The sequence below is a fragment of the Winogradskyella sp. genome (assembly GCF_045105575.1).
Taxonomy (GTDB): domain Bacteria; phylum Bacteroidota; class Bacteroidia; order Flavobacteriales; family Flavobacteriaceae; genus Winogradskyella.
Genome location: NZ_JBGCDQ010000062.1, coordinates 1 through 14,304, shown reverse-complemented (window position 1 = coordinate 14,304; position 14,304 = coordinate 1). Strand labels below are relative to the sequence as shown.

Annotated in this window: 12 protein-coding genes; 7 read left to right on the top strand and 5 right to left on the bottom strand. The window is 33.6% G+C overall.

Going from position 1 to position 14,304, the window contains the following annotated elements:
• Positions 1–141: 141 nt before the first annotated feature.
• The 5 genes from AB8B52_RS13600 to AB8B52_RS13580 all read right to left on the bottom strand — a co-directional run bounded on the left by AB8B52_RS13600 (position 142) and on the right by AB8B52_RS13580 (position 4,645).
• Positions 142–528 carry a hypothetical protein gene (locus AB8B52_RS13600; RefSeq protein ID WP_406029034.1) on the bottom strand — a complete coding sequence of 129 codons (387 nt, stop codon included), beginning with the start codon at positions 526–528 and terminating at the stop codon, positions 142–144.
• 83 nt (positions 529–611) lie between these two features.
• Positions 612–1,487, bottom strand: coding sequence for a helix-turn-helix domain-containing protein (locus AB8B52_RS13595; RefSeq protein WP_406029032.1), 876 nt, complete (start codon positions 1,485–1,487; stop codon positions 612–614).
• 263 nt (positions 1,488–1,750) lie between these two features.
• Entirely contained in the window at positions 1,751–2,407 is a 657-nt protein-coding gene (locus AB8B52_RS13590) for a hypothetical protein (RefSeq protein ID WP_406029030.1), read from the bottom strand.
• Positions 2,408–2,552: 145 nt separating this feature from the next.
• Positions 2,553–3,314, bottom strand: a complete 762-nt coding sequence (locus AB8B52_RS13585; protein WP_406029028.1) for a DUF6794 domain-containing protein — start codon at positions 3,312–3,314, stop codon at positions 2,553–2,555.
• A gap of 320 nt (positions 3,315–3,634) precedes the next feature.
• On the bottom strand, positions 3,635–4,645 hold the full coding sequence (locus tag AB8B52_RS13580) for a 3-oxoacyl-ACP synthase III family protein (RefSeq protein ID WP_406029026.1): 1,011 nt from the start codon (positions 4,643–4,645) through the stop codon (positions 3,635–3,637).
• 186 nt (positions 4,646–4,831) lie between these two features.
• On the opposite strand from AB8B52_RS13580, the gene AB8B52_RS13575 reads away from it, so the two are divergent.
• The 7 genes from AB8B52_RS13575 (at position 4,832) to AB8B52_RS13545 (ending at position 14,152) form a co-directional block, all read left to right on the top strand.
• Positions 4,832–7,288 carry an alpha/beta hydrolase family protein gene (locus AB8B52_RS13575; RefSeq protein ID WP_406029024.1) on the top strand — a complete coding sequence of 819 codons (2,457 nt, stop codon included), beginning with the start codon at positions 4,832–4,834 and terminating at the stop codon, positions 7,286–7,288.
• A gap of 144 nt (positions 7,289–7,432) precedes the next feature.
• Positions 7,433–9,346 (top strand): molecular chaperone HtpG, encoded by a 1,914-nt coding sequence (htpG, locus tag AB8B52_RS13570; protein WP_406029022.1) that lies wholly within the window; start codon positions 7,433–7,435, stop codon positions 9,344–9,346.
• A gap of 495 nt (positions 9,347–9,841) precedes the next feature.
• Complete coding sequence (locus AB8B52_RS13565) at positions 9,842–10,423, top strand: Crp/Fnr family transcriptional regulator (RefSeq protein ID WP_406029020.1); 582 nt, start codon at positions 9,842–9,844, stop codon at positions 10,421–10,423.
• A 151-nt stretch (positions 10,424–10,574) separates the two neighbouring features.
• Positions 10,575–11,123, top strand: coding sequence for a hypothetical protein (locus AB8B52_RS13560; protein ID WP_406029018.1), 549 nt, complete (start codon positions 10,575–10,577; stop codon positions 11,121–11,123).
• Positions 11,124–11,197: 74 nt separating this feature from the next.
• Entirely contained in the window at positions 11,198–11,833 is a 636-nt protein-coding gene (locus AB8B52_RS13555) for an MOSC domain-containing protein (RefSeq protein WP_406029016.1), read from the top strand.
• Between the two features lie 91 nt (positions 11,834–11,924).
• Positions 11,925–12,881 carry a 23S rRNA (adenine(1618)-N(6))-methyltransferase RlmF gene (gene rlmF / locus AB8B52_RS13550; RefSeq protein ID WP_406029014.1) on the top strand — a complete coding sequence of 319 codons (957 nt, stop codon included), beginning with the start codon at positions 11,925–11,927 and terminating at the stop codon, positions 12,879–12,881.
• A gap of 35 nt (positions 12,882–12,916) precedes the next feature.
• Positions 12,917–14,152 (top strand): DEAD/DEAH box helicase, encoded by a 1,236-nt coding sequence (locus AB8B52_RS13545; RefSeq protein WP_406029012.1) that lies wholly within the window; start codon positions 12,917–12,919, stop codon positions 14,150–14,152.
• Positions 14,153–14,304 lie beyond the last annotated feature (152 nt).

Below are 14,304 nucleotides of genomic sequence, written 5' to 3'. Positions count from 1 at the left end.
TATGGTTGGTTAATAGCTGAAAAGCCCAAACGATATTTTGTTTGGGCTTTTTTTGATATTTGACTCTCTTGTTTTAGAAATAGTCTGTGATGGGTATTTGTTATATGCGGATGTTAGCCACAGTTTTTATGCCTTTTCCCTTTATTTTTTAAAAACAGAATAAATTCTTATTTCTGGATTGCTTTCCAAAAATGGTTTCAATTCACGAACTACATCATTTTCAAATAATTTAGTTGTTAAGTAGGCCTTTGCTTGTTCTTCAGATTCAAATCCGTGAAGCACTTGCACATCTTCTGTTCTGATAAGAAGGTCTTTTGAAGTTGCACCATCTATTTGTTTTAAAAATGGTTCTTTGTACTTTAAATATACTCCTGCTGCATTTCCACGATTTTCAGATTTTATGTCTAAAGTGATTTCCAAATAGGCATTTGTTTCATTTTTTTCAATTGTCATTGATGTTAAAGTTAATAATGATATTGCTGCGAATACAGACAATATTCCGATTGATAATTTTCTTTTGATATTCATTGTATTTGTTTTATGATTACAATACAAAAGTATGTTCAATCAGAACTTTGTGAAATGGACAAAAACTACTTAGATTGGTAAAATTAGGAAATGGTTTTTCTAAATTCGGAAGGTGAACACTTAACGTGTTTTTTAAAATACTTGACAAAATAGTAAGGGTCGTTAAAACCTAAATCGTATGCAATTTGGTTGACATAGGCATTTGAATGAGTAAGCCTTCTTTTTGATTCGAGAATAATTCTATCAATAATTACTTGTGAAACAGTTTTGTCCATTTCAGATTTTGTTATTGAATTTAAGGTTTTAGATGAAATAGAAAGTTCGTTCGCAAAGTCAGTTACAGACCAGTTTTTGTGGAAGTTATTTTCCAAAAGGTCACGAAATTTAAAAAAAGTACTGTTCTGGTTTGTTTTACTGTTGTCAGTTTTTATGCTTTTCCTTTTTTCTCTTTCAATCATAAGAAGCATAGATTTTAGCAAATAAGACAGAATTGATTTGTTACCGAATTCCGTTTTGTTATTTGATTCTATGTTGATTTGAGTAAAATAACTAATTATTTGATTTTCCTGTTCTTTTGGGATTTGAAAAAATGGTTCTTCGTTGTTGTTGAAAATTCTATATGTTAGAAAGAAATTAAAATCAGTTTCATTGCTTAATATAAAAGATTCGTTAAAATGCAATAAGTAACCTTTATAATCCGACCGATTTTCAAAGTAATGCACTTGGTTTTTTGCAATAAAGAATAGTCTATTTTCCTTAATTGAGTAGTCTTTAAAATCGATGAAGTGTTTTCCTTTTTTGCTTTTAAACCAAATCATTTGATAAAAACTATGAGTGTGCGGTCGAGAAGAGTGTTCAGAATTTTTTTGATAATATTCCGACAAGTCATATATATCAAACTGTCGTTCTTTCGGTTTGTCTTTTAGATAATGATATTTTTCAATTTGTCTCTCTTTCATCAAGGTTTTTCTCAAATGTCTTGCGGTGAAATATGGCTACAGGTTAAAATTGATTTTTAAGCTGATAATTGATATACCATATGAGGTGTTTTATAGTCTAAAGATAAGTGTAATGTTATTTCGTTAAACAACTTAATTGTATTTTTTTACACGACTAGAGCTAAATCAGGATTAATAACTAATGATTCTTATAAAAGTAAGGTAGTGAAACATTAATTAGATTTTACTTGGTTTTTACCACAGTACTTTGTTGTGGTGTGTATTTATTTATTTCGGTATGCTGTCATTTCCATTGGTCCAGTCGGAATAGCATACATTGTTATTAATTCAGTCGTAACTTCTTTAATCGGAATTGAACTATGTCTTTTTCCATCAAAATATGATACGATAAATAAAGTTGAATCTATTTGCTCGATCATTTTTTTCTCGCCCTCTTTTCGTTTCATTCGTTCGAGAGTTTCTTTGTCCCAAAGTTCTTTATTAAATTTAAATTCAGTTTCGCGTCCGTTTTCGGTCAGCATGAATGTCATTTTTTCAATATCTTCTTTTTTCAGCATTGTCATTGTCGGTTCAAGTCGATAAAAGTCACACTCAAAAATCGCGTCTTTGTCATTAGATTTTCCATTTACAAACCATTTCAGATTATTATCGCTAATGACTGTGTATGTCGAAGTTTTCTCTTTTTTTAAATTCAATAAATCGCCATTGTCCATTATTAAGATGGATGCTTTTTCTTTAAGCGAAAAATCCGTAAAAATATGAACACTATCGTTTTCAATTTCGAGCAATTGAAATCCAGGATAGCCTTTTTTTCCATTTCCAGGGTCAATGTCTTTCAGTAACCATTTTCCATTTAAATTTTGTCCAGAAACTAAATTAAAAGTCATTGTCATTAATATTAGAAATGCTATTTTTTTCATATGAACCAAACGGTCTCGACTATCAGTAGTTGCGTTGTTTAGCTCTTAACTTCGCAAGTACATACCAAGTTGGAAATTCCGCAGGAATTTCCAAAGTAGGCGAGAACAACCAATTACTTATAGCCATTGTTGGCAACCGCATTTTTTAGTTTTTACTTATTTTAAAACTCATAAGACTAAAATTGTATTCTTGATTGACTTTTAGTCCATTTTCTTCTCCGTTAAAAATTGCTTTTTGATTTCCACAAATATCTGTAATTAGTATTGTCAAAACGTATTTTCCACGTTTCCTTTTTTTCTTTTTTTTATCAATTACAGTTCCTTTGATATAACAATTAGGTTTCTCATTCAAGTCTGGATATTTTTGAATTCGATAAGCCCAAACATTTTTTTCTTGTCTGTTAATTTTAAATTCAATTTTGACCGAGTCATTGAGTTTGTACTCATCGTACTCTTTTTTACTTAATTCTGTTTGGTTATGTTGTTCTTTTTCAAATTTCTTTTTGGCGGTCTTCCAATATTTTTCATAGTATGAAATTTGTGAATCCAAGTCAATAGGTTTGTTGTTCAATTGTCTGTGAAAAGAAGTCAAAACTATTGAGGACATATCATCTGGATGAGAAATTCCTTTTGATTTGAAAAACCTTAATATTTGGTTTTTTCCTTTCCACAAGTCCCAACCATTTCTAATTCCCATTCCAGCTCCAAAATGTAATTCAGTTACAGCGTCGCTTTCTTCTTTGTTTTTAAATTCCGTTTTGTTGGATTCTGGCCATTCACAATTCAAATATTCAATTGAATCATTTAGATTTTTTGGAATGTAGTTTTCCTTATAATCTTTACAATCATCTTGCGAAAAGACTGCTCCAAAAACAAAAAGAAATATGATTGTAAATGTGTTTTTCATATGGTTGCACAACTAGTTCTATAACAACATTAACTAATCATATGCCATAAAAAACTCAGAATATAAAAAATATCAGTTACCGTTATCCTATAAAGATAATCAAGATTATTAAATAAAATACTGGTAAAGTTTTACAGTCTAGCAAAAAAACCAACAAATAAAACAAGCTGGTTTAAATTCAAAATTCTAATTTGAAGGCTTTAACTAGGATTTAATTTTAAACCTTGTCTCATTAAAAAGACAGAACATTAACGTTCGTTATATCTTCAAAAGATCTCTTTTTTTACTTCGATTTTGCTCGGCTGTCGTAAAAGGATTTGTTACCACTTAATGATCACACTTCCCCAAGTAAAACCACTACCAAAAGCAGCCAAAACAACCGTGTCTCCTTCTTTTACCTTTCCTTCTTCCCACGCTTCACACAGTGCTAACGGAATAGACGCAGCTGTAGTGTTTCCGTATTTTTGAATATTATTAAAAACCTGATCGTCGCTTAGCTTAAACTTCTTTTGTATAAACTGTGCAATACGCAAATTTGCTTGGTGTGGAATGAGCATATCTACATCATCAACTTGTAGGTTATTTTTCATTAAGCCTTCCATAATGACTTCGCTAAAACGGACTACGGCATTTTTAAAAACAAATGTACCATTCATGTACGGAAAATAACTTTCGTCATTTGGGTCGTTATCTTCTAAAATATCATTTACCCAACGTTTACCCATGCCTGGTGCTACTAATACCAATTCTTCGGCATGTTCGCCTTGCGCATGTAAATGTGTCGATAAAATGCCTTTAGTCGTGTCTTCTTCTCTAGTTAAAATTGCAGCACCTGCTCCATCACCAAAAATCACAGACACTCCGCGTCCTCTTGTAGTTTTATCTAAACCAAACGAATGTAATTCACTACCAATCACTAAAATGTTTTTGTACATCCCAGTTTTTATAAAATTATCTGCTACCGAAATGGCATATACAAAGCCAGAACATTGGTTACGCACATCTAAAGCTCCAACGGTTTTTATATCTAACGCATGTTGCACTTGCACACCTGCTCCTGGAAAATACATATCTGGACTCAACGTAGCAAAAATGATAAAATCAATAGCATCTTTATCAATACCAGCACGTTCAATCGCCATTTTTGCAGCTTTTACTCCCATTGTTGCCGTAGTATCTCCGCTACCCTTTTCTACCCAACGACGTTCTTTAATTCCTGTACGTTCTGTGATCCACTCGTCATTTGTATCCATCATTTTCGATAAATCCTCGTTAGTTACAACGTTATCTGGAACATACTTACCTAATCCTATTATTTTTGAATTGTACATAAAACCTTTATTTTTTTCGGAATAACAAATTTAACCATTTACAACCTAACAAAACTGGTATTCGTTATGCATGCATAGCAAAATAAGACTTATGACCGTCTTACTAATTTTAACATTTCATTCAACTTTAAACATTTCATTTTTAATTACCTTATGCTCAATTCTAACTAAAACCAAACGTTCATTATGAAATCCATTTTAAAGATTTTTGTGTTATTATGTGTTAGCCTATGTTATGGTCAAGACCAATTGACTTACCAAATGCCACCACAAGAAATTTTAGCCTTGGCCGATGTTGATTTAGCGCCTGGTGTGCAAATAGACAGTAAAGGCGAAAACATGGTGTTACTTTACAGAAACCAATACAAATCTATTGCAGAATTATCTGAAACTGAGCTTAGACTTGCCGGACTTAGAATTAATCCGGTCACCAATATTGGAAGCCGAACCACTTTTTATACCAATTTAAAAGTCAAAAAAACAACCGACAAAGATGCTAAGCAAGTTTCTGGCTTACCAAATAATCCAAGACTTTCAGGTTTTAGCTGGTCTCCTAATGAATCTATGATTGCGTGCTTAAATACTACAGAAAAAGGTGTTGAAGTTTGGGTACTTAATGTTGCAAATGGTAGTGTAAAAAAATTAACTGATGCTAACATTAATGCTAATATGGGAAGCACAATTAGTTGGTTTAAGGATAACAAAAACTTACTCGTTAAAACACTTGCTGATAATAGAAAACCCTTAATAAACACAGCTGTTGCCGTACCAAACGGCCCAACAGTTTCAGTTAGCGATGGTTCTAAAGCACAAAATAGAACATATCAAGATTTATTAAAAACACCTAATGACGAGTTCAATTTTGAGCAATTAGCACTTTCTGAAATTAAAAAAGTATCTATTGATGGTAACACATTAGACTTTCTTCCAGCAGATATGTATCGTGGAGTAAGCTTTTCTCCAGACGGAAATTATGTAATGGTTACAAAAATAAAACGTCCATTTTCTTATTTGGTTACCTATTCACGTTTTCCGAGTCAAAGTGTTATTTATGATTCCAACGGTAAAAAAATAAAAACGGTTAACGATGTGCCTTTAGATGAAGTTAGACCAAAAGGTTTTATGGCGACACGTATGGGAAAACGAAGCATGTCTTGGCGTGCAGATAAACCATCAACTTTGGTTTGGGCAGAAGCACTAGATAATGGCGACCCAGAGATTGAAGTAGACTATCGAGATGCCGTTTACCAAATGGATGCACCTTTTAATAATAACCCAAAACTTTTAGTAAAAACTAAGCAACGTTATGCTGGTATTAATTGGGGAAATGATAACGTCGCTATTGCCTATGACCGTTGGTGGAATACTAGAAACACAAAAACGTATGTGTTTAACCCATCTAACGCTAATCAAAAAGCTAAAATAATTTCAGACAGAAATTACCAAGATGTTTATAGTAATCCAGGCAGTTTTATGAGGTCTAAAAATGAACTTGGCAGCTACACTTTAGAAATAAATGGTAATAAGTTATACCTCATGGGAGATGGCTATACCAAAGATGGCCAATTTCCTTTTATTGATGAGTACGATATAAAAACAAATAAAACAAAACGTCTTTACCAGTCTGAATATACAGACAAAGTTGAAAGTTTAAATTCGGCTATAAATATGAAAAAAGGCGAAATTTTAGTGAGAATAGAATCTCCAACAACATATCCAAACTACTACATAAGAAATATTAAAAAGAAAAATGATTTAACGGCAATTACAACTTTTGATAATCCTTTTAAAAGTTTAGGTAACGTTAACAAACGTGTTATTAATTATAAACGTGATGATGGTTTAGATTTGGATGGTACACTTTATCTACCGCTAGATTATAAAGAAGGAAAAAAGTATCCAATGATTTTATGGGCTTATCCAAGAGAATATAAAGACAAGGCAAGTGCATCTCAAAGTACATCGAATGCTAATAAATTTGTATACCCAAGTTGGGGTTCACCAATTTACTGGGTGACGCGTGGTTATGTAGTTTTAGATGGAGCTGCTTTTCCTATTGTTGGTGAAGGCGCTGAGGAGCCTAATGATTCGTTTAGAAAACAATTGGTAGCCAATGGTAAAGCGGCCATAGATGCTGTTGATGATTTAGGCTATATTGATAGAGATAAAGTAGCTGTTGGTGGTCACAGTTATGGCGCATTTATGACGGCTAACCTATTATCACACTCAAATCTTTATGCGGCAGGAATAGCTAGAAGTGGTGCATACAATAGAACATTAACACCATTCGGTTTTCAAAGTGAAGAGCGCAGCTATTGGGAATCTCCAGAGGTGTACAACACCATGTCGCCTTTTATGCATGCAGATAAGATGAAAACACCACTTCTATTAATTCATGGTGTTGCTGATAATAATTCTGGTACCTATCCATTACAAAGTGAGCGTTATTTTAATGCGCTTAAGGGTTTAGGCGCACCAGTTCGTCTTGTAATGTTACCGAAAGAAAGTCATGGCTATAGAGCTAAAGAATCTATTATGCACATGCTTTGGGAACAAGACCAATGGCTAGAAAAATATGTAAAAAATAAAGCTAAAAAAGAAGAACCTATTAAAAATACCAAATCAAAAATTAAAGGTAAATAACCTTAACTCTATATCACTTAAAGCCATTCGCTTCAATATTTTGAAATGAATGGCTTTTTTATGTCATCTTGTCACATATATCGTCTTGGTATTTTATTTGACTATAACATAATGTTCAAATTAATTATACAAAATTTATATAACATGACAAAAGGAAGTATTAATGTATCGGTAGAGAATATCTTTCCGCTTATTAAAAAATTCTTATACAGCGATCACGAAATCTTTTTACGTGAGCTGATTAGTAATGGTACAGATGCCACACTAAAATTAAAACACCTAACGAGTATTGGTGAATCTAAATCTGAATACGGTAATCCAAAACTTGAAGTTAAGATTGACAAAGAAGGAAAGAAACTTCATATCATCGATCAAGGTTTAGGAATGACTGCAGATGAAGTTGAAAAGTACATTAACCAAGTCGCCTTTTCTGGTGCTGAAGAATTTTTAGACAAGTATAAAGATTCCGCTAAAGATTCAGGTATCATTGGTCATTTTGGTCTTGGGTTTTACTCTGCCTTTATGGTTGCAGAAAAAGTTGAGATTATTACAAAATCGCATACAGGTGCCGACGCTGCACATTGGACATGTGATGGTTCGCCAGAATTTACGTTAGAGCCTTCAGGTAAAGAGACAAGAGGCACTGAGATTATTCTTCATATTGCAGAAGATTCAACGGAGTTTTTAGAAGAGTCTAGAATTCGTGAACTTTTGATGAAGTATAATAAGTTTATGCCGATTCCGATTAAATTTGGAACTAAGGAAATCAACGATCCTGAATTTACTCCAAAAACCACTAAAGATAAGGATGGTAAAGAAACTACTGAGCCACACAAGCAAATTACGGTAGATAACATTATTAATAATCCAAATCCGGCTTGGACAAAACAACCGACCGAATTAGAAGATCAGAATTATAAAGACTTCTATAGAGAATTGTATCCTGCTCAGTTTGAAGAGCCATTATTCAATATTCACCTTAATGTAGATTATCCATTCAACTTAACAGGAATTTTGTATTTCCCTAAGATGACGAATGATATGAACATTCAGAAGGATAAAATTCAACTCTACCAAAACCAAGTGTATGTTACTGACAATGTAGAAGGGATTGTACCAGAATTTTTAACCATGCTTCGTGGTGTTATTGATTCTCCAGATATTCCGTTAAACGTGTCGCGTTCGTATTTACAAGCGGATGGTGCAGTGAAGAAAATATCCTCTTATATTACGCGTAAAGTTGCTGATAAGTTGAAATCATTATTCAATGCGAATCGTGAAGATTTTGAAGCGAAATGGGATGATATTAAAATCGTTATTGAATACGGTATGTTATCTGAAGAGAAATTCTTCGAAAAAGCAGATGCCTTTGCCTTATACCCAACGGTTGATGAAAAATTCTTTACGTATGAAGAATTATTCAACAAAACCAAAGCAAACCAAACGGATAAGGATGGTAAACTCGTACTACTTTACGCTTCTAACAAAGACCAGCAGCACAGTTATATTGAAGCTGCAAAAGCAAAAGGTTACGAAGTGTTGATGTTAGATTCGCCAATTGTACCACATTTAATTCAGAAATTAGAATCGACAAAAGAGAACATTTCTTTTGCACGAGTTGATGGAGATCATATTGATAATTTAATTAAAAAGGATGAAACTGCCATTTCTAAATTGTCAGAAGAGCAGCAAACCGCATTAGATACGCTTTTAAAGGAAGTAATCCCTTCTGAAAAGTTTATGGTTCAGCTAGAAGCTATGGACAGCGAAGCATCACCTTTTATAATTACACAACCAGAATTTATGCGCAGAATGAAAGAGATGCAGCAGACTGGTGGTGGCGGAGGCATGTTTGGTATGGGTAATATGCCAGAAATGTATAACCTCATCGTAAACACAAATTCTGAATTGGTCAATGAAATTTTAGAGACGAAGACCAAAAAGAAACAAGAACGTTTAATTAATCAAAGTTTAGATTTAGCGCGTTTATCTCAAGGTTTACTTAAAGGAGAAGAACTTACTAATTTCATTAAACGTAGTTACGAGATGATAAAGTAACCCAATTCCTGCGAAGGCAGGAATCTCATAAATATTCAAAACCACTTTGTGCATTCAAAGTGGTTTTTTTTGTAAGCTCTCAAAAAATAAATTGTCTCTTAGACATAACCAATCAAAACTATTTACACTCGGCACTAAAGCTCAATCAAAATTTAGGCTTTTTAACGAACATAAAACCATTTTTTCGCAGTGCTAACTGCGCTCACAATAGCATTTATTAAAAATATCTCTAAAATAGTAGATCGCTTTAATTTATATAAAAGAGACAAGGATGCAATCGCTAAAAAAGTAAATTAACTCCTGAGTTGATGGTTTGTTCACTGCTTGTAATACCTTTTACTTTCAAAAAAGAAAAAAATGAATCGAAAGCAGCATTAAAATTATTGTTATTGATAAAATCAGCATTTCAACTAAAATTAATATCTGAAATCGGATTTACAAGCTTAAATCAAATAGTTTTCCCTACCTTCCAAAAAGCTAATCAATTCATTACGAGTGAAATCCGACAATTCTGTCATATCAGAAATCTTCAAGCATCTTGACTTCACAGAAGAAGAGATCAAAATTATTGAGTCCGTTTTTCACAAGGTTACTGCAAAAAAAGGGACTATTTTACTGAGTGCAGATGAGTTTGCAGATGCTCAATATTATGTACTGCGAGGATGCTTAAGAACTTACCATATCGATACACATGGCAAAGAACATACCGTTCAATTCGGAATTAAAGATTGGTGGATTAGTGATTATACCGGTTTTTTTACTTCAGGAAAATCTATAATGACCATAGAAGTGATTCAAGATGCTACCCTTTACAGAATCACAGAACAAGATAAAGAAATCTTATACCAAAGCATTCCAAAAATAGAACGCTTTTTCAGAATTAAACTTGAGCGTGCCTTCGGAGCGTTTCAAAAAAGAATTTTAGCAAATATCTCACAAACCGCTACTGAACGTTACCTCAACTTTATTAAAACCTACCCAAATATTGAAAAAAGTATAAAAAACTATCATATCGCGTCATATTTGGGCATTACGACAGAAAGTTTAAGTCGTATTAGAAAAGATTTACACAGATAGTTCGTTTCTTATCATACATCAATTTTTCAAGACATATATAGTTCTATTTTTGCAGTCCTAACAAGGTGAATAATCCCTTATTTTCCCTGAGATTAATAGCTGGAAAAGCGTGAGTTTTATAAACTTGCGCTTTTTTTATTTAACTTCGCTTATGGAACAAATCAAAATACTCTTCTTTGTTATAGGTACTTTTTTTGGAGTTGAACAAAGTCGCATCGTTGCAGAAAAAACAACCGTTACTGTTAACCCAGCATCAAAAACCATAACCGTTCTGCAAGAAAATTTAATGGGAATAATTCAAGCGGAAAGTGACAGTTTAGAGATTCAAAAGGAATTAAAACAGCTCATTTCACCTAATCAACCTTGGAGTGCCGAATTTGAAAACTACACTAAAAAAGAGAAACTATTTTTTAGTTCTGAAGATGATCATACCCTAAATTCAACACTAACGTTGACCTATTCAGATGCTAAAGACTTAAAAGTTTTTGGGATAGAAGTTAATAAAGAAGGCCTGTTTTCTATGACCAACTTTCCTAAATCGCATATTAAATCTACCGATGGCACTTTAGGAGAACGCTATTGGACTTTTAAAGCGGATCAACCCTTTTCGTTCACAGAAGCACCTCTTACAGACATGCCAGAAGCTTACGAAAAATTACTAAAAGGTTTGTTGCCCTTTTGGAAAGCGTTAAAACCCTAGAATAAAATGCAAGTTTTTTTTGAAAGTATGGTGACTCAACCTAGGTTTCAGAAAAAAATGCTCCATATAAAGTCATGAAAATCATATCAACCAATATAGCGCAACCCACAACCTTTGAATGGAAAGGTAAAATCGTCACAACAGGTATCTACAAAAAACCAACCGACGTTCCTGTTCATTTAGGAAAAGAAGATGTTAGAGGTGATGAAGTCTCGGACCGAAAAGTACATGGAGGCATATTTAAAGCCTGTTATTTGTTTTCTGCAAATCACTATCCATATTGGCAACAATTATATCCAAATTTAGATTGGAATTATGGTATGCTTGGCGAAAATTTAACCGTAGAAAATTTAGACGAAAAACAGCTTTTTGTTGGTGATATCTATAAACTTGGAACTGCACTAGTGCAAATTACCCAACCGAGAGAACCGTGTTTTAAATTTGCTCATAAATTCGGAACCGAAGCAGTGCTTCAACAATTTATAGATCATGGCTATTCCGGAACCTACGTCAAAGTGATTAAAGAAGGTGACGTAAAACGCGGAGACCATTTTGAATTGGTTACATCTAAAGAAAACAGTCTATCCATTTTTCATTTTTTTGAATTATTATACGCTAAAGACAAAAATAAAAATCACGTCAGCTTAATTATAGATAACGACGCTATTCCTAAAAGTCTTAGAAAACGCCTGAAATTCTTTCTGCGTTAAATTGACAATCACTCCAAGAAATCTTTGAATTTAAGGAGTTTCCAAACCCACTGCTTTTCACTTACCTTTGTGGCTATAAACAACAACCAAAGTGCAAGAGAAAAAAGAACATCCTAAGGTAAAATCAGAACTTCATCCAAGAAGTAAACACAGAGCGCGTTATAATTTTGAAAAACTCATAAAGAGTTCTCCAGAATTAGGTGCTTTTGTTGCTCCAAATAAATATGGAGATGAATCCATTGATTTTTTTAATCCTGCCGCTGTAAAAGCGCTGAACAAGGCTCTATTACTACATCACTATGGTTTAGACTATTGGGATATACCAGAACATTATTTGTGTCCACCAATTCCAGGTCGTGCAGATTACATTCATAATATTGCTGATTTGTTAAAAGGTAATCTTACTAAAATACCTAAAGGTGATCATATTAAAGGTTTAGATATTGGTGTTGGTGCCAATTGTATTTATCCTATTATTGGACAACATGAATATGGCTGGTCTTTCATAGGAAGTGAAACTGATGAAGCTGCCATTAGTTCTGCCAAACAAATTGAACAGCGAAATTTCAACTTAAAATCTAACTTAGAAATTAGACGACAAGAAAAATCTAACGACTTTTTTCATACCATTTTAAAACCTGAAGAACGCGTAGATTTTACGATGTGCAATCCTCCGTTTCATGCCTCGTTAGACGATGCTCAAAAAGCAAGCCTAAAGAAACTTAAAAACTTAAAAGGAAAACGCCCTAGTAAAGCGCTTCTAAATTTTGGTGGACAACAAAATGAACTTTGGACTAAAGGTGGGGAAGCGCGCTTTGTAAAAGACATGATTTATGAAAGTAAACAATTTGCGAAACAATGTTTTTGGTTTACAAGTTTAATTTCTAAAGAAATTAATTTGAAGCCTACTTATAAAGTTTTAGAAAAGGTAAACGTTACTGAGGTTAAGACTATTGAAATGGGACAAGGACATAAGGTCAGTCGTTTTGTGGCTTGGACGTTTTTATCAGCAGAAGAACAAGAACAATGGATTTCTGAGCGTTGGTAAACCGAATACTATAACTTTGCAAAAACTAAGAATATATGTCCTTTAAAGACCTCAACCTCATAAAACCATTACTAAAAGCTGTAGATGCTTCTGGTTATGCAGAACCTACTCTAGTGCAACAACGCACAATTCCTTTGGTTTTAGATAAAAAAGATGTGATTGTTTCTGCCCAAACAGGCACTGGAAAAACAGCAGCGTTTGCCTTACCAATTTTACAACAGCTTTACGACAAACAAGATGCTCCAAAAAAAGGAAAGAAGATTAGAGCCTTGATTATAAGTCCGACGAGAGAGCTTGCTGTTCAGATTCAGCAAAATTTTAAAACGTATGCTGAGTTTACCAATTTAACGTCTCTTGTTGTTTTTGGAGGTGCTTCCATTGAACCACAAATTGATGTGTTGAAAAAAGGTGTCGATATTTTAGTCGCAACGCCTGGTCGCCTACTCGATTTACACAAACAAGACTATATTAACCTCGACTATATTGAAACCTTCGTTTTAGATGAAGCAGATTTAATGTTGGCTATGGGCTTTATTGACGATGTAAAGAAAATCGATCGTCTTTGTCCTGAAGGCAAACAAACCCTTTTATTTTCAGCTACCATTCCTTATAAAATCGAAGAATTAGCCAATACCATTCTTAAAGATCCTGAGCGCATTGATGTGACTCCGACCAAATCGGTTGCCAAAGATGTGAGTCAGGTGTTGTATTACGTACCTAAACAATCTAAAATTGAATTGTGTTTACATTTAATGCGTAATACCATTGAAGGTAATGTGCTCATTTTTAGACGTACCAAATATGGTGTAGATAAGTTAGAGCAAACTTTATTAAAAAATGGCTATGCCGTAAATAGTTTGCATGGAGACAAACCACAAAGCGAACGCCAAACAGCACTTAATAAATTTAAAAACGGTTATGTAAAAGTCTTGATTGCGACAGATGTTGCAGCGCGTGGTATTGATATTAATGAACTAGACAACGTCCTTAATTTTGATATGCCAAATGTTCCTGAAACCTATGTGCATCGTATAGGACGAACAGGACGTGCAGGAAATACAGGTAAAGCTTATGCTTTATGTTCAGCGGACGAAAAGAGTTATGTAAAAGCGATACAGAATGCTATTAATGTTCAAATTCCAGTAGAGACTGAGCATCCTTATCCTTTAGACCCAAAAGCAAAACCTGTTGTACATAAAAAGCAAGGGAGTAAATACAAAAAAGGACGTAAGAGTGAAGCTTCTAAGAAGAAGAAAAAGCGCTGGTATTAGTTGGTTTTGAGTTTAAGCTTCTAGCTTCTAGCTTCTAGCTTCTAGCTTCTAGCTTCTAGCTTCTAGCTTCTAGCTTCTAGCTTCTAGCTTCTAGCTTCTAGCTTCTAGCTTCTAGCTTCTAGCTTCTAGCTTCTAGCTTCTAGCTTCTAAAA